Source organism: Streptomyces sp. NPDC051909, assembly GCF_040681095.1.
Taxonomy (GTDB): Bacteria; Actinomycetota; Actinomycetes; order Streptomycetales; family Streptomycetaceae; genus Streptomyces.
The window spans coordinates 1-15,465 of the sequence record NZ_JBFAYA010000022.1 but is presented as its reverse complement, the minus strand read 5'-3'; the positions used below and the strand labels follow the sequence as shown (position 1 = coordinate 15,465).

Annotated in this window: 14 protein-coding genes; 7 read left to right on the top strand and 7 right to left on the bottom strand. The window is 72.8% G+C overall.

Going from position 1 to position 15,465, the window contains the following annotated elements:
- Positions 1-50 precede the first annotated feature (50 nt).
- Positions 51-815 (bottom strand): adenosylcobinamide-GDP ribazoletransferase, encoded by a 765-nt coding sequence (cobS, locus tag AB0M18_RS28635; RefSeq protein ID WP_365762966.1) that lies wholly within the window; start codon positions 813-815, stop codon positions 51-53.
- A gap of 78 nt (positions 816-893) precedes the next feature.
- Between cobS and AB0M18_RS28630 the strand changes: the two genes are divergently transcribed.
- Positions 894-1,664 (top strand): hypothetical protein, encoded by a 771-nt coding sequence (locus AB0M18_RS28630; protein ID WP_365762964.1) that lies wholly within the window; start codon positions 894-896, stop codon positions 1,662-1,664.
- Here the strand turns inward: AB0M18_RS28630 and AB0M18_RS28625 are convergent.
- The 4 genes from AB0M18_RS28625 to AB0M18_RS28610 all read right to left on the bottom strand — a co-directional run bounded on the left by AB0M18_RS28625 (position 1,601) and on the right by AB0M18_RS28610 (position 6,569).
- Positions 1,601-2,323 carry a hypothetical protein gene (locus tag AB0M18_RS28625; protein WP_365762962.1) on the bottom strand — a complete coding sequence of 241 codons (723 nt, stop codon included), beginning with the start codon at positions 2,321-2,323 and terminating at the stop codon, positions 1,601-1,603. The two genes, AB0M18_RS28630 and AB0M18_RS28625, sit on opposite strands and share 64 nt — an antisense overlap.
- Positions 2,320-4,113 carry a phosphatidylglycerol lysyltransferase domain-containing protein gene (locus AB0M18_RS28620; protein ID WP_365762960.1) on the bottom strand — a complete coding sequence of 598 codons (1,794 nt, stop codon included), beginning with the start codon at positions 4,111-4,113 and terminating at the stop codon, positions 2,320-2,322. The genes AB0M18_RS28625 and AB0M18_RS28620 overlap by 4 nt, the downstream gene beginning before the upstream one ends.
- A 100-nt stretch (positions 4,114-4,213) precedes the next feature.
- Positions 4,214-5,275, bottom strand: a complete 1,062-nt coding sequence (locus AB0M18_RS28615; protein WP_365763102.1) for a nicotinate-nucleotide--dimethylbenzimidazole phosphoribosyltransferase — start codon at positions 5,273-5,275, stop codon at positions 4,214-4,216.
- 91 nt (positions 5,276-5,366) lie between these two features.
- On the bottom strand, positions 5,367-6,569 hold the full coding sequence (locus tag AB0M18_RS28610; RefSeq protein WP_365762958.1) for a bifunctional adenosylcobinamide kinase/adenosylcobinamide-phosphate guanylyltransferase: 1,203 nt from the start codon (positions 6,567-6,569) through the stop codon (positions 5,367-5,369).
- A gap of 92 nt (positions 6,570-6,661) precedes the next feature.
- On the opposite strand from AB0M18_RS28610, the gene AB0M18_RS28605 reads away from it, so the two are divergent.
- A complete protein-coding gene (locus AB0M18_RS28605; RefSeq protein ID WP_265861758.1) occupies positions 6,662-6,868 on the top strand; it encodes a hypothetical protein in 207 nt (68 codons plus the stop codon).
- A gap of 219 nt (positions 6,869-7,087) precedes the next feature.
- Here AB0M18_RS28605 and AB0M18_RS28600 read toward each other — a convergent pair whose 3' ends face one another.
- Together AB0M18_RS28600 and AB0M18_RS28595 are read right to left on the bottom strand one after the other, a co-directional pair.
- Positions 7,088-7,864 (bottom strand): methyltransferase domain-containing protein, encoded by a 777-nt coding sequence (locus AB0M18_RS28600; RefSeq protein WP_365762956.1) that lies wholly within the window; start codon positions 7,862-7,864, stop codon positions 7,088-7,090.
- A 26-nt stretch (positions 7,865-7,890) separates the two neighbouring features.
- Complete coding sequence (locus AB0M18_RS28595) at positions 7,891-8,493, bottom strand: DUF3043 domain-containing protein (protein ID WP_265861755.1); 603 nt, start codon at positions 8,491-8,493, stop codon at positions 7,891-7,893.
- Positions 8,494-8,744: 251 nt separating this feature from the next.
- On the opposite strand from AB0M18_RS28595, the gene AB0M18_RS28590 reads away from it, so the two are divergent.
- The 5 genes from AB0M18_RS28590 (at position 8,745) to AB0M18_RS28570 (ending at position 15,205) form a co-directional block, all read left to right on the top strand.
- Positions 8,745-9,545 (top strand): PspA/IM30 family protein, encoded by an 801-nt coding sequence (locus tag AB0M18_RS28590; protein WP_362536423.1) that lies wholly within the window; start codon positions 8,745-8,747, stop codon positions 9,543-9,545.
- 25 nt (positions 9,546-9,570) lie between these two features.
- A complete protein-coding gene (locus AB0M18_RS28585; protein ID WP_365762953.1) occupies positions 9,571-9,849 on the top strand; it encodes a hypothetical protein in 279 nt (92 codons plus the stop codon).
- Between the two features lie 108 nt (positions 9,850-9,957).
- The gene (locus AB0M18_RS28580) at positions 9,958-11,199 is read left to right on the top strand and encodes a sensor histidine kinase (RefSeq protein WP_365762951.1); all 1,242 of its coding nucleotides are present in this window, start codon (positions 9,958-9,960) and stop codon (positions 11,197-11,199) included.
- Entirely contained in the window at positions 11,196-11,885 is a 690-nt protein-coding gene (locus tag AB0M18_RS28575) for a response regulator transcription factor (RefSeq protein ID WP_365762949.1), read from the top strand. Before AB0M18_RS28580 ends, AB0M18_RS28575 begins: the two co-directional genes overlap by 4 nt.
- A 179-nt stretch (positions 11,886-12,064) precedes the next feature.
- Positions 12,065-15,205 (top strand): efflux RND transporter permease subunit, encoded by a 3,141-nt coding sequence (locus tag AB0M18_RS28570; protein WP_365762947.1) that lies wholly within the window; start codon positions 12,065-12,067, stop codon positions 15,203-15,205.
- Positions 15,206-15,465: the final 260 nt, after the last annotated feature.

The window sequence follows — 15,465 nt, the reverse complement described above, 5'->3', positions numbered from 1 at the left end:
ATGACCCCCTGCGGCCCCGGAAGGTTGCCTCCGCGCAGGTCACGGCTTGATCACCCCAGGGTCAGTGCCACCAGCGCCGCCGTCGCCGCCGTCTCCTCCACCGCGCCGAAGACGTCGCCCGTCACACCGCCGAAGCGGCGCACACAGCGCCGCAGCAGCAGCTCCGCCATCCCGAGTGCGGCGAGGACGGCCAGCGCCTGGCGTACCGCGTCCCAGGGCGAGAACAGCGCGCCGCTCGCCGCCGCGAGGGCGAGGACCGCGAGGGTGGTCAGGGCGACGGCGCGTACGGGGACGGTGGCGGCGACGACCGCGCCCAGGCCCTCGGGGCGGGCGGCGGGGACGCCCTCGCGGGAGGCGCCGGTGAGGGCGAGACGGGCGACGGTCGCGGCGAGGGCGGCGGCCACCGTGCCGTGCGCCCAGCCCTCGCCGTACAGCTCGTACAGCGCGGCGACCTGGGCGAGCAGGGTGAGGACCACCGTGATGACGCCGAAGGGGCCGATGTCCGACTGCTTCATGATGCGCAGCGCGTCCTCGGGCGGCTTGGCGCTCCCGAGGCCGTCGGCGGTGTCGGCGAGGCCGTCGAGGTGCAGGCCGCGGGTCAGCAGGGCGGGGACCGCGACGGTGAGGACGGCGGCGAGCAGCGGACCGGTGCCGAGCAGCAGGAACACCCCACCGGCCGCGGCCGCGAACAGACCGACGACCAGGCCCGCGAGCGGGGCGCAGAGCATCCCGGCGCGGGCCGCGTCGCGGTCCCAGCGGGTGACGCGGGCGGGGAGCACGGTGAGGGTGCCGAAGGCGAAACGCAGGCCGTCCATCCGCGGAAGGGTAGTGCCCCGGGCGGAGGGTTAAATGGGCGGGAACGGAAGAAAACTGACCAATCGGCAGAGGGTGGCATGGGTCACTGGTTCTCCCGCAACATCGTCGAACCCGGGAAGCTCCCGCTGTTCCTCGCCCTGGCCTCCTTCGTGCTGACCTTCCTGGTCACCCGGATGATCACCCGGCTCATCCGGGCCGGCAAGGGCCCCTTCCGCAACGTCTCCTCGGCCGGCGGGCTGCACATCCACCACGTCGTGCCGGGCGTCGTGCTCACCGTGCTCGGCGGCTTCGGCGCGGTGGCCAGCGACCGGCACGGCATCGGGGCGGGCGTGTTCGCCGTGGTCTTCGGGGTCGGCGCGGGCCTGGTCCTCGACGAGTTCGCGCTGATCCTGCACCTCGACGACGTCTACTGGTCGGAGGCCGGCCGGCAGAGCGTCGAGGTCGTGGTGCTCACCGCCGCCCTGGTGCTGCTCGCCCTCGCCGGCTTCTCGCCGCTCGGCGTGAACGACATGACGTCGGACGAGCGGCAGGACCGGGTGACCTTCATCCTCACCCTCGCGATCAACTTCCTCTTCGTTCTGGTCACCCTGGTGAAGGGGAAGTTCCGGATGGCCGTGATCGGCACCCTGATCCCGTTCGTCGCGATCGTCGGCGCCGTCCGCCTCGCCCGCCCCGGCTCGTGGTGGTCCCGCCGGCTCTACCCGCGCCGCCACCGGGCCCGGGCCCGCTCCCGGATTCGTACGTACCGGCACGACAAGCGCTGGGTGAAGGTGCGCCGCCGGACTCAGGACCTGATCGGCGGCTTCCAGGAACGGGTCCCCGGCCGCGGCTCCACGCCCTCGCGCTGACCCCGCCGGCGCCTCCGCCACTCCTGGAGGCCGAGCACCAGGAGCACGGCCGCGATCGCCGCCAGGTGCTCCTTGCCCGCCAGGTTGTTCTTGATCATCACCTCGACCACCATGGCGACGACCACCAGGGCCCCGGTCCAGCGGGCCCCGTAGTGCCAGCAGACGTACACCGCGAGCCCCACCACGGCGGCCGACGGGCCGGTGTCCACCACCTGCGCGTCGGTGGCGGGCAGCCCCAGCGGGCTGTCCGGACCGAGCGCGATGCCGACCCGGGCGTAGAGGGTGCCGGCGAGCGTCGCCGCGTACGCCAGGAGCAGCGTCCGCGCCCGGCCGAGGCAGATCTCGGCGATGCCGAAGACCAGCAGGATCTGCGCGAGCGCGCCCCACACCGGCAGGTCGAGCGCCGGCACGAACAGCGACAGCGGGGTCCGCAGCAGGGCCGGGAACAGCGGGTCCTCGGCCCGCACCGAGCCGATGTCCTGGACCGGCTGGTAGCCCCAGTCCTGGTTCTGCACGATCTGGAAGACCGAGGTGAGACAGACGGCGGCCAGCGTCATCGGGATCGCGCGCCACCCACGGGTGACCAGCGCCGTGCGTACGGCGCCGAACAGCGGGCCCCACTCGCGGCGCGCGAACGCCCGGACCGGCGCAGGGATCAACGTCTGCCTTCCAGGTGCTTGCGGTGCAGCCACTTCGGAAGGCCCGGGGCCTCCAGGAAGCCCTCGGCGCGGCCGGCGGCGAGACCGATCCGCAGCAGGTCGGCGCTCTTCTCGAAGAGCATGAATCGAGGCTCCCAGATCGGTCGGTACTTGGCGTTGGCGCGGTACAGCGACTCGATCTGCCACCAGCGGGAGAAGAAGCTGAGCAGCGAACGCCACATCCGCAGCACGGGTCCCGCCCCGAGCTTCGAGCCGCGTTCGAAGACGGACCGGAACATCGCGAAGTTCAGCGAGACCTGAGTGATCCCGATCTCCTTCGCGCGCTGGAGCAGTTCGATGACCATGAACTCCATCAGGCCGTTCTCGGAGTCCCGGTCACGGCGCATCAGGTCCAGGGAGAGCCCCTTCTGGCCCCACGGCACGAAGGAGAGCAGCGCCCGCAGCTCGCCCTTCTCGTCCGTGCACTCCAGCATCACGCAGCGCCCGTCCCGCGGGTCGCCGAGCCGTCCGAGGGCCATCGAGAAGCCGCGCTCGGTCTCCCCGTCGCGCCAGTCGTCCGCCTTGGCGAGCAGCACGGCCATCTCGTCGGCCGGGATGTCCTCGTGGCGCCGGATCCGGACCTCGTACCCGGCCCGCTTGACCCGGTTGTAGGCCTGCCGCACGGTCCGCATGGCCCGCCCCTCCAGCGTGAAGCTCTCTCTGGGGGAACCACCCCCGGACCCCCCGGCTCCGGTCTCCACGATCGCCTCGTCGCCCAGCTCCAGGGCGTCCAGACCGTGCCGGGCGTAGACCGTGCCGGCCTCCTCGCTCGCGCCCATCACGGCCGGGATCCAGCCGTGCTCGCGGGCCTCGGCCAGCCAGGGTTCGATGGCACCCGGCCAGGCCTCCGGGTCGCCGATCGGGTCGCCGGAGGCCAGCGACACCCCGCCGACCACCCGGTAGGCGATCGCCGCCTTCTCGCTCGGGGACCAGATGACGCTCTTCTCGCGGCGCAGCGCGAAGTAGCCGAGCGAGTCCCGGTCGCCCTGCTTGTCGAGCAGCGTCCGCAGCCGGTCCTCGTCCTCCTCGGTGAGCGGATCGACCGCCCGCCGGGCACGGAACGCCGCGAACAGCACGGCGAAGAGCAGCAGCGTGGACATCACGTTGATGACCACGTCCACCCAGCCCGGGGTGGCGATGCCGGCGAACCGCGAGTCGTCGGCGGCCAGCGTGACGAGCCGCATCACGCCGTACCGCCAGCGCTCCAGGAAGGTGGAGTGCCCGGTGGACTCGTTGGTGACCGTGACAAGACCGGCGGCCAGCAGCGAGGTGACGAGGAGGCCGCCGATCGCCACGGCGGTGGCGAGGAGCGGGTTGGAGCGGTCGCCCTTCGCGTAGAACTCCCTGCGGCCGAGCAGCAGCGCCGTGAAGAAGGCCGCCGTCAGCACCAGCGAGACCCAGTTCTGGGCGTGCTGCCGGATCTCCGGGAAGATCATCACCAGCGCGAAGAGCAGCAGGAAGAGACCGCTGAGCACGAGGTTCAGGATCCACGCGGCCCGCTTGCGGCGGCGCATGGTGATCGCCAGGAAGAGGGTGAACACACCGGAGGCGAAACCGGCCGTGAGCATGTACGGGGTGAAGTAGTTGTCCTCGTTGTGCCGGCGCAGGTCATTGCCGAACGACACCCAGACGGCGCTCAGGAAATTGATGAACGTGACGACCCTCAGGTACCAGACCGCGAACGCGGCGCTGCGCCGCGAACGCACCGAACCCTGGGGCGCTCCCTCGCTGGACAAGCGGACCTCTCCCATGAAAAGCGATCATATGGGGCGTCGCTTCTCGTGGCCGGTCGCCGGATGCGAGCGGCCGCGCGTGGCGGCCCGTACGCACCCGGTGCCGTGATCCGCCGGCTCAGCTCTCCTCGTCCGCCACCGTGGTGGTCACCTCCGGCAGCTCCGCGGCCAGCGCGGCCGCGGCCCGGACGAGGGGAAGAGCGAGCAACGCCCCGGTTCCCTCGCCCACAGTGACGCCGTGGTCGAGCAGCGGGTTGAGCGCCATCCGGTCCAGCGCCTTCGCCTGCGCCGGCTCCCCGCTCACCTGACCCGCCAGCCACCAGTCCGGCGCCCGGAACGCCGCCCGCTGCGCCACCAGCGCACAGGCCGCGCCCACCACACCGTCCAGGACCACCGGCATCCGGCGCACCGAGGCCTGCAGCAGGAACCCCGTCATCGCCGTCAGATCCGCGCCGCCGACCGTCGCGAGCAGCTCCAGCTGGTCGCCGAGCACCGGGCGCGCCCGGCGCAGCGCGTCCCGGATCGCCGCGCACTTGCGCATCCACGCCAGGTCGTCGATCCCGGCCCCGCCGCGCCCCGTCACCACGGACGCGTCCGTCCCGCACAGCGCGGCGATCAGCGTCGAAGCCGGAGTCGTACCCCCCACACTCAGATCCCCGAGCACCACCAGATCGGTCCCCGAGTCGGCCTCCTCGTCGGCCACCGCGATGCCGAGCGCCAATGCCGCCCGCGCCTCCTCGACCGTCAGCGCGTCCTCGACGTCGATCCGGCCCGCCCCGCGCCGGATCCGATGCCGGGTCACCTCGGCCGGCAGCAGCTCCGGATCGCAGTCCAGACCCGCGTCCACCACCCGCACCGGCACCTGCTGGGCCCGCGCGAGCACCGCCACCGGGCTCAACCCGTCGAGCACCGCGCGCACCAGCTCGTGCGCCGTGCCCGCGGCCCGCCCCGACACCTCCAGGGACGCCACCCCGTGGTCGCCCGCGAACAGCACCACCTTCGGCTGCTCCACCGGCCGCACCGGCACCGCGCCCTGCGCCGCCGACAGCCACTCGCCCAGCTCGTCGAGCCGCCCGAGCGCCCCCGGCCGGACGGCCAGGCGCGCCCGCCGCTCCTCGGCCTCGTGCCGGATCCCCCCGTCGGGGCGCTCGATCAGATCGGAGAAGTCGTCGAGGTTCAAGGTCGGTTCCACCTAGGACGTCCATGCGTTCGTGGGTCTGTCACGCGGTCGATCGCACCCTACCCGCGCGCCGGGCCCGGCGGCCCGGGGACTACCCACGCAGTACGAGCGCCTGCCCCGCGACCACCATCAGCACCTGCTCGCACTCGTCGCCGAAGGCCGCGTTCAGCCGCCCCAGCTCGTCCCGGAAACGGCGGCCCGAGGCCGTCGCCGGCACCACGCCCGAACCCACCTCGTTGGTCACCGCCACCATCGTCCGCGAGGTCTCCCGGACCGCCGCCACCAGCTCCGCGACCCGCGCCGCCAGCGCCTCCCGGCCGCCGTCCGCCCACCGCTCGTCGTCCCACGCGCCCACCGCGTCCATCGCGTCCGTCAGCCACAGCGACAGACAGTCGATCAGCAGCGGCGGACCCTCCTCGCGCAGCAGCGGCACGAGGTCGGTGGTCTCCGCGGTACGCCAGGAGCCCGGCCGCCGCTCCCGGTGCAGGCTCACCCGGTGGGCCCACTCCGGGTCGCCCTCGCGGGTCCCGCCCGTCGCCACGTACACGACCTCCGGGAAGGTCTCCAGACGCCGCTCCGCCTCCACGGACTTGCCCGACCTGGCCCCGCCCGTCACCAGCGTGCGGCGCGGCACGTCCGGCACCGCGTGGTACTCGCCCACATACAGCGTCGTCCCGTCCGGCACCGCGCGAGCGCCCGCCGCCGCGAGCCGCCGGTCCAGCTCGGCCCCGGCCGGGGCGTCGTGGTCCAGATGCGCCGCGATCACGTCCGTGGCCGGCCCCACCGCGCCCGTCGCCCGCAGCCGGGCCAGCGCGTCCGGCCGCCCGGTCACGTCCGCCACCACCAGGTCGTACGGCCTGCGGTGGTCGTCCATCAGACCGGCCGGCGAGCCGCCCGGCGGCAGATACAGCAACCGCTCGCCGTCCGCCGACGTCACCTCGTAGCCCGTGCCCGGCGCGTCCATCGCCACCGCCCGCACCCGGTGCCCGCTGATCAGCGTCAGCTCCCGTCCGTCCGGCACCCGGCCCGCCGTCGGCAGCCCCGCCGGCACCTCCACGGCCGGCCCGTCGTGCGGATGCGTCAGCAGCACCTGCCGCACCCCCACCAGGGAGTGCCCCGAGCGGGCGGCGGCCAGCGCGGCGCCCGGCGTCAGGTCGAGCAGCAGGGCCCCGTCCACGAGCAGCGAGGTCGCGGCCCGCGCCCGCTCGCCGCGGGACACCGCGCACACGGCGCACGGGCAGTCGGGGCGGGGCAGTCCGAGGGGGGCGCCGGTGCCGAGCAGAGTCAGTTCCACGCCTAGATCCTCCCGCGTCACCGCGAGGGGTGCGCGCCCGGCTACGCTGCGGGCAGGAAACCGATCAACCGGAAGATCAACCGGAGGCGGACATGGCATGGACGTGGCGGTTCGAGAAGTCCGACGGCACCGAGGTCACGCCGGTGGTGACCCCCGAGGAGTTCACCACCCAGGGCGACGCCGAGTCCTGGATCGGTGAGCACTGGCGCGACCTCCTGGACGGCGGCGCGGACCAGGTGACGCTGTCGGAGGACGGCGCGAAGATCTACGGCCCGATGCCGCTGGACGCGGAGGGCTAGAGCGCCCGCGTCCACTCCGTGTGGGCGTTCGTCCCGCAGGGGAACCGGGCAGCGGTTGTCCATGAACGGGAGCGGGGGACGTGCAGGGGGCCGGGTCCGGTGCGTAAGGCGTGATGTGTGGCGCGGGACGAGGGCGTCCGGCTCTTCCGGCACCTGGCCGCGCCGTAAATCATGCAGTCCCGGACCCGGCCACCGGAACGGCCCCCGCTCCCGTCCGCCTCAGCCCCGTACCCCGCAGAGGTGCAGCAGACCCGCGATCCGGCGGTACGGCTCGGTGCGCCCGGCCCGGTCCTCGGCGGCGAGCAGCCGCTCGAGGTCGGCGGCGGCCGGCAGGCCCGTCTCCGCGGGGATGCCGTCGGTGAAGACCCGCACGCCGTACCAGGCGTGCAGCGGGGCCGCGATCCCGGACAGCGTGGTCGTGAGGGCGTCGAGCCGGTCGGCCCGGCCCTTCACGCCGTCGCGGTCGGTGTAGACGTCCGACTCGAAACCGGCGAGCGCGCCCGCCCAGTCCCCGGCGAGGCCCGGCCGCATGGCCAGCGCCTCCGCGTTCCGTACCACCAGGGACAGCAGGCCGCCGGGGGCCAGCATCCGGGCCAGGCCCGCGAGCAGCGCGTCCGGCTCGTCGGCGTACATCAGCACACCGTGGCAGAGGACGACGTCGAAGCTGCCGGGCAGGAAGTGAACCCCGGTCTCGCGGCCGTCGCCGTGGATCAGCCGGACCCGCTCGCGGATGCCGGCCGGTTCGGTCGCCAGCGAATCGCGGGCGGCCTGGAGCAGCTCGGGGTCGGCCTCCAGGCCGGTCACCGTGTGTCCGGCCCGGGCGAGCCGCAGGGCCTGGGTGCCCTGGCCCATCCCCGCGTCGAGGATGCGCAGTCGCTGCCCCACCGGGTAGCGGGCGGCTATCTGCTCATCGAGCTGGCGAGCGATGAGCTCCTGGCGGACGGTGTCGCGCAGCCCGCCGGGCTCGGCGGGCCAGGTGCCCACGACCGGCAGCACCTCACCCGCGGCCGGAATGTCCGCGCTCAGGGCCGCTCTCCGCGCTTGACCTGCGGCTTGGGCAGCCGCAGGCGGCGCATCTGGAGCGTGCGCATCAGGCCGTACGCGATCGCGCCGCGCTTCGACTCGTTCGGGAATCGCTCGTTCAGCTGCTTCTTCAGGCGCAGCCAGATGCCGATCGAGTCGATCACGATCATCACGATCACACCGGCCCACAGCAGCAGCGAGATGTTCTGCAGCTGGCGGTTGGTGTTGCCGAAGAGCGACAGGACCAGGATGACCACGGCCATCGGCAGGAAGAACTCGGCGACCGCGAAGCGCGAGTCGACGAAGTCACGGACGAAGCGCCGCACCGGGCCCTTGTCTCGGGCGGGCAGATAGCGCTCGTCACCGCTGTTCAGCGCCTCGCGCTGGCGGGTCAGGTCCGCGCGGCGGGCCTCGCGCTGACGCTTGGCGGCCTCCTTGCGGTCCAGCGGCGCTGACTGCGCACGGCGGCGCTGGGACTGCGCGTCACTCCGCTTCGGGGTCGGGCGGCCCTTGGGGGCCTCGGGGTCGCGGGGCTGCTTGGAGAGGTCCGCCGTCACCTTGTCGGTGGGGGCCTTCTCATCCTTCGAACGGCTACGGAACACAAGGCCAAGGGTACGTGGTGCGGGGTGTGGGACCCAGCGCGGGCGGGAACGATCCGCTAACGGCCCGCGTCTTCGCTCCGGGGACCCGCAGTGTCCCTCTACTCCCTGGGCCGGAGGCCCGGTGATCTCCACTCGTTCTTGGGGAGGAGCACATCGGGCCCCGAACAGTGCGGTAATGGAGTGAGGAACCGTACTGTGGTTCTTGTTGGAGTGCTGGAGCCGAGTCCGTCAGAAGGGGGCGCGCGAAGCCCATGAGCGGTGTGATGAAGCGTATGGGGATGATCTTCCGCGCGAAGGCAAACAAGGCCCTCGACCGGGCCGAGGATCCGCGCGAGACCCTCGATTACTCCTACCAGAAGCAGCTGGAGCTGCTACAGAAGGTGCGCCGCGGCGTCGCCGACGTGGCGACCTCCCGCAAGCGCCTTGAGCTGCAGCTGAACCAGCTGCAGGGCCAGTCGTCCAAGCTGGAGGACCAGGGCCGCAAGGCCCTCGCACTCGGCCGCGAGGACCTGGCGCGCGAGGCGCTGTCCCGCCGTGCCGCGCTGCAGCAGCAGGTCAGCGACCTGGAGGTGCAGCACCAGACCCTGCAGGGCGAGGAGGAGAAGCTCACCCTCGCGGCGCAGCGGCTGCAGGCCAAGGTCGACGCCTTCCGCACCAAGAAGGAGACGATCAAGGCGACGTACACGGCCGCCCAGGCGCAGACCCGGATCGCCGAGTCGTTCTCCGGCATCTCGGAGGAGATGAGCGACGTCGGCCTGGCCATCCAGCGGGCCGAGGACAAGACCGCCCAGCTGCAGGCGCGGGCCGGCGCGATCGACGAGCTGCTCGCCTCGGGCGCGCTCGACGACCAGTCGGGCCTGGCCAAGGACGACATCCAGGCCGAGCTGGACCGCCTCTCCGGCGGTACGGACGTGGAGCTGGAGCTCCAGCGGATGAAGGCCGAGCTGGCCGGCGGCCCGTCGGCGCAGCAGCAGGCCATCGAGGGCGGCAACGGCTCCGCCCAGAACCAGGGCCAGAACCAGCAGCAGTCCCAGCCCCGCTTCGAGAAGTAGCCCTTCGACAGGAGGACGGCACGTCATGATCGTACGGATCATGGGGGAGGGCCAGCTCAGGCTGGCGGACAGTCACCACGCGGAGCTCAACAAGCTCGACGACGATCTCCTGGAGGAGATGGAGGCGGGCGACGGCCCGGGCTTCCGCAGCACGCTCCACGCACTGCTCGACAAGGTCAGGGAGCTCGGGGACCCACTCCCCGACGACGCCCTCGAACCCTCCGAACTGATCCTTCCGGCTCCTGACGCGACCCTCGACGAGGTGCGCAAGCTGCTCTCCGACGACGGCCTGATCCCCGGCTGAGGCCTCGGGCCTGTCCGGCGGATCAGGGCCGGACAGGCCCGGCCCGTGCCCCGTCCCCCGCACAGGGATGGGGCACCGCCGCGTCCGGACCCCGTACCGTCTTCTGCTGTGACGACCAACGGCACCCTGACCCACGGCACCCCGCTCGCGCGGACCCGGGACCGGCTGCGCGCCCACCCGCTTGCCTTCGACGCGGGGCTCGCGCTCGCCGTGCTCGCCGCCATGGTCTGCGGCTCCTTCACCGACCCGCACGGCAGCCCCGACGGGCCCACCTTCGGCGACCGGACGCCCAGTGCGGTCGGTGTCGTGCTGATGCTGCTCGGCGCCGCCGTCCTGGTGTTCCGGCGCCGCCGGCCCATCCCGGTGCTCGCCGCCACCACCGTCTTCGCCCTGGTCGAGCTGATCGGCGACCAGCGCCCGGCGCCGGTCACCATGGGCGCCGTCGTCTCGCTCTTCACCGTCGCCGCGCACACCGACCGGCCCACCACCTGGCGGCTCGGCCTCGCCACCATGGCCGTGCTGACCTTCGCCGCCATGGTCTTCGGACCCACCCCCTGGTACGCGCAGGAGAACCTGGGCGTCTTCGCCTGGACCGGGATGGCCGCGGCCGCCGGGGACGCGGTGCGCAGCCGGCGGGCCTTCGTGGACGCCATACGGGAGCGGGCCGAGCGCGCCGAGCGCAGCCGCGAGGAGGAGGCCCGGCGGCGGGTCGCCGAGGAGCGGCTGCGGATCGCCCGCGATCTGCACGACGTCGTCGCCCACCACATCGCCCTGGTGAACGTGCAGGCCGGGGTCGCCGCGCACGTCATGGACAAGCGCCCCGACCAGGCCAAGGAGGCCCTGGCGCACGTCCGCACCGCCTCCCGCTCCGCCCTCGACGAGCTGCGCGCCACCGTCGGCCTGCTGCGTCAGTCGGGCGACCCGGAGGCGCCCACCGAACCGGTGTCGGGTCTCGCCGTCCTGGACGACCTGCTGGCCACCTTCCGCAACGCGGGCCTGCCGGTCGAGCTGGCCCGCACCGACAGGGCCGCCGCCCTGCCGGCCGCCGTCGACCTCGCCGCGTACCGGATCATCCAGGAGGCGCTGACCAACGTCCGCAAGCACGCCGGGGCCGAGGCGCGGGCCGAGGTGAGCGTGCTCCGGGTCGGCCGCACCGTGGAGGTCACCGTCCTCGACGACGGGCCCGCGGTCGTCCCGGCGCCCGAGCCGGGCGGCGGGCACGGCCTGGTCGGCATGCGCGAGCGCGTCACCGCGCTCGGCGGCACCCTCACCGCGGCACCCCGCTACGGGGGCGGCTTCCGGGTGCAGGCGATACTGCCCGTACCGGCCGACTGCGAGGGGGACGCGTGACCATCCGGGTACTGCTGGCCGACGACCAGGCGCTGCTGCGCAGCGCCTTCCGGGTCCTGGTCGACTCCGAGCCCGACATGGAGGTGGTCGCCGAGGCCGCCGACGGCGCCGAGGCGGTGGCGCAGGCCCGCGCGACCAAGGCGGACGTGGTCCTCATGGACATCCGCATGCCCGGCACCGACGGGCTCGCCGCCACCCGCATGATCACCGCCGATCCCGAGCTGGCCGGCGTCCGGATCGTCATGCTGACCACCTTCGAGGTCGACGAGTACGTGGTGCAGTCGCTGCGCGCCGGGGCCTCCGGGTTCCTCGGCAAGGGCGCGGAGCCGGAGGAGCTGCTCGGCGCCATCCGGGTCGCGCACGCCGGAGAGGCGCTGCTCTCCCCGGCCGCCACCAAGGGCCTGATCGCCTCCTTCCTCGCCCAGGGCGGCGGCGCGGACCCGGACGGCGCCGACGCCCCCAAGTACTCCGAGCGGCTGTCCGCGCTCACCGCCCGCGAGCGCGAGGTGCTGGTCCTGGTGGGCGGCGGCCACTCCAACGACGAGATCGCCGAGCGGCTCGACGTCAGCCCGCTCACCGTCAAGACCCATGTGAACCGGACCATGGCGAAGCTGGGCGCCCGGGACCGGGCCCAGCTGGTGGTCACGGCCTACGAGTCGGGCCTTGTACGCCCAAGGGTGGAGTGACACCGTGGCGGCTCGTACTCCAGGCGCGGTATACGCGGCATAAGGAATTGGGACCCGGGGCCGAGGAATCGGCCCCTTCCCATGGCGGAGGGTGTAGCCGGGTACCCCTCGTCGGTGCCCTGTGCCTGCCGAATGCGCCGCAGACCTGCCGCGTACGCCACAGAAACGAGTCCCCATCCATGTCCTGGCTGTCCAGGTTCAGCCTCGCCCAACGGGCCCTGATCGGGCTGATGTCCCTCGTCGCGCTCCTCTTCGGAGCGATCGCGATCCCGCAGCTGAAGCAGCAGTTGCTGCCCTCGATCGAGTTCCCGATGGTCTCGGTCATCGCCCCGTACCAGGGTGCCTCGCCCGACGTGGTGGAGAAGCAGGTCGTCGAGCCGCTGGAGAACGCCCTCAAGGCGGTCGACGGCGTCAAGGGCGTCACCTCCACCGCCTCCGAGGGCAGCGCCGTCATCATGGCGAGCTTCGACTACGGGGACGAGGGCACCAAGCAGCTCGTCGCCGACGTCCAGCAGGCCGTGAACCGGGCCCGCGCCCAGCTGCCGGACTCGGTCGACCCGCAGGTCGTGGCGGGCTCCACCGACGACATCCCGACCGTCGTCCTCGCCGTCTCCTCGGACAAGGACCCGCAGGCACTCGCCGACCAGCTGGAGCGGACCGTCGTCCCCGTCCTCAAGGACGTCGACGGCGTCGGCCAGGTCACCATCGACGGCGTCCAGGAGCTCCAGGTCTCCGTCACCCCCGACGAGAAGAAGCTCGCCGCGGCGGGTCTGACCGGCATGAAGCTCACCGAGGTGATCAGGAACGGCGGCGGCACCATGCCGGCCGGCGCCTTCACCGAGGACGGCATGACCCGCACCGTCCAGGTCGGCGGCGGCTACTCCTCGCTCCAGCAGATCCAGGACCTGCGGATCAAGCCCGCCAAGGGCAAGGCCGTCCGCCTCGGCGACGTCGCCACCGTCCGGCAGGAGGAGGCCCGCCGGGTCTCGATCACCCGCACCGACGGCAAGCCCAGCCTCGCCGTGGTGGTCACCATGGACAAGGACGGCAGCGCCGTCACCATCTCCGACGCCGTCGAGGACAAGCTGCCCAAGCTCCGCGAGGACCTGGGCGCGGGCGCGCAGCTGACCGTGGTCTCCGACCAGGGCCCGGCCGTCGCCAAGTCCATCTCCGGCCTCACCACGGAGGGCGCGCTCGGCCTGGTCATGGCCGTCCTCGTGATCCTGGTCTTCCTGGCCTCGCTGCGCTCCACCCTGGTCACCGCGGTCTCCATCCCGCTCTCCGTGGTCCTCGCCCTGATCGTGCTGTGGACCCGCGACCTCTCGCTCAACATGCTCACCCTGGGCGCCCTCACCATCGCCATCGGCCGGGTCGTCGACGACTCGATCGTGGTCCTGGAGAACATCAAGCGTCACCTGGGCTACGGCGAGGAGCGGCAGACCGCGATCGTCACCGCGGTCAAGGAGGTGGCCGGCGCGGTCACCTCCTCGACCCTCACCACCGTCGCCGTCTTCCTGCCGATCGGCCTGGTCGGCGGCATCGTCGGCGAGCTCTTCGGCTCCTTCTCGCTGACCGTCACGGCCGCGCTGCTCGCCTCGCTGCTCGTCTCGCTGACCGTGGTCCCGGTCCTGTCGTTCTGGTTCCTGCGCGCCCCCAAGGGCACCTCCGAGGACCCGGACGAGGCCCGCAGGGCGGCCGAGGAGAAGGAGGCCCGCAGCAGGCTGCAGCGCGCCTACGTCCCCGTGCTGCGCTTCGCCACCCGGCGCCGCCTCACCAGCGTCGTCATCGCCCTGGTGGTCCTCGTGGTCACCTTCGGCATGGGCGGTCTGCTGAAGACCAACTTCTTCGACCAGGGCGAGCAGAAGCTCCTCAGCATCAAGCAGGAGCTCCCGCCGGGTACGAGCCTGGCCGCCTCCGACGAGGCCGCGAAGAAGGTCGAGAAGGTCCTCGCCGACACCGAGGGCATCAAGGACTACCAGGTCACCATCGGCTCCTCCGGCTTCATGGCGGCCTTCGGCGGCGGCACCGGCACCAACCAGGCCACCTACCAGGTGACCCTGGAGGACTCCGCCTCGTACGAGAAGACCCGTGACGCCGTCGACAGCGCCCTCGGCAAGCTCGACGGCATCGGCGAGACCACCATCGCGGGCGGCGACGCCTTCAGCAACCAGGACCTCAAGGTGGTCGTGAAGGCCGCCGACGCCGATGTCCTGAAGCAGGCCGCCGACGCGGTCAAGAAGGGCGTCGAGGGCCTCAAGGACGTCACGGACGTCCAGAGCGACCTGTCCCAGTCGGTCCCGCGGGTCTCCGTCCGCGCCAACGACAAGGCCGCCGACGCCGGCTTCGACGACACCACCCTCGGTCTGATCGTCGGCCAGGCGGTGCGCGGCACCCCGGCGGGCAAGGCGATCCTCGACGACACCGAGCGGGACGTCGTCCTCACCTCGGCGAAGCCGGCCACCACCCTGGACGAGCTGAAGGCGCTGCCGATCGGCCCGGTCAGGCTGGGTGACATCGCCACCGTCGAACTGGTGCCGGGCCCGGTCTCCAAGACCCGCATCGACGGCGCCCGCGCGGCGACCATCACCGCCACCCCGACCGGCGACAACACCGGCGCGGTCAGCGCGGCGCTGCAGACCAGGCTCAAGGAGATCGACCTCCCGGCGGGCGCGACCGCGACCATCGGCGGTGTCTCCGAGGACCAGTCCGACGCCTTCGTGAACCTGGGCCTGGCCATGCTCGCGGCCGTCGCGATCGTGTTCATGCTGCTCGTGGCGACCTTCCGGTCGCTGATCCAGCCGCTGATCCTGCTGGTCTCCATCCCGTTCGCGGCCACCGGCGCGATCGGTCTGCTGGTCGCCACCGGCACGCCCATGGGTGTGCCGGCCATGATCGGCATGCTGATGCTCATCGGCATCGTGGTCACCAACGCGATCGTCCTGATCGACCTGATCAACCAGTACCGGGCCCAGGGCCTGGGCGTGGTCGAAGCGGTGATCGAGGGCGGCCGGCACCGCCTGCGCCCGATCCTCATGACCGCCCTGGCGACGATCTTCGCCCTGCTCCCGATGGCGCTCGGCGTCACCGGCGAGGGCGGCTTCATCGCCCAGCCGCTGGCCGTGGTGGTGATCGGCGGCCTGATCACCTCGACGCTGCTGACCCTGCTGCTCGTCCCGACGCTCTACGCGATGGTGGAGCTCCGCAAGGAGCGCCGGCGGCTGAAGAAGGCGGCCAAGGCGGGCAAGGCCGCCGAGGCGGCCGGCGATGCGGCCGACGCGGCCGAGGCGGAGGGCGACGCCCTGGACGCCGTGGGCGTCTGACGACGTCTCAACGCCGGAGGGGGTGCGCTCCACGCGATCGCGTGAGGCGCGCCCCCTCCGGGCGTCGGGGATGCCGCGCGCGGCGGTTGTCGCCCCGCCGCGCCGCAGGCGCGTGCCTGCCCGCCCGGGCCCCGGCCGGGCGAAGGGGTGGGCCCCCGCGCACTGCGCGGTTCATCCCCGTACGTGGTCACGGTCAGGCCGATGAGTCCCGACTTGCCCGTACGGAGCGTGCGGGCCGCCGCGGACGGGCGGTAGCCCAG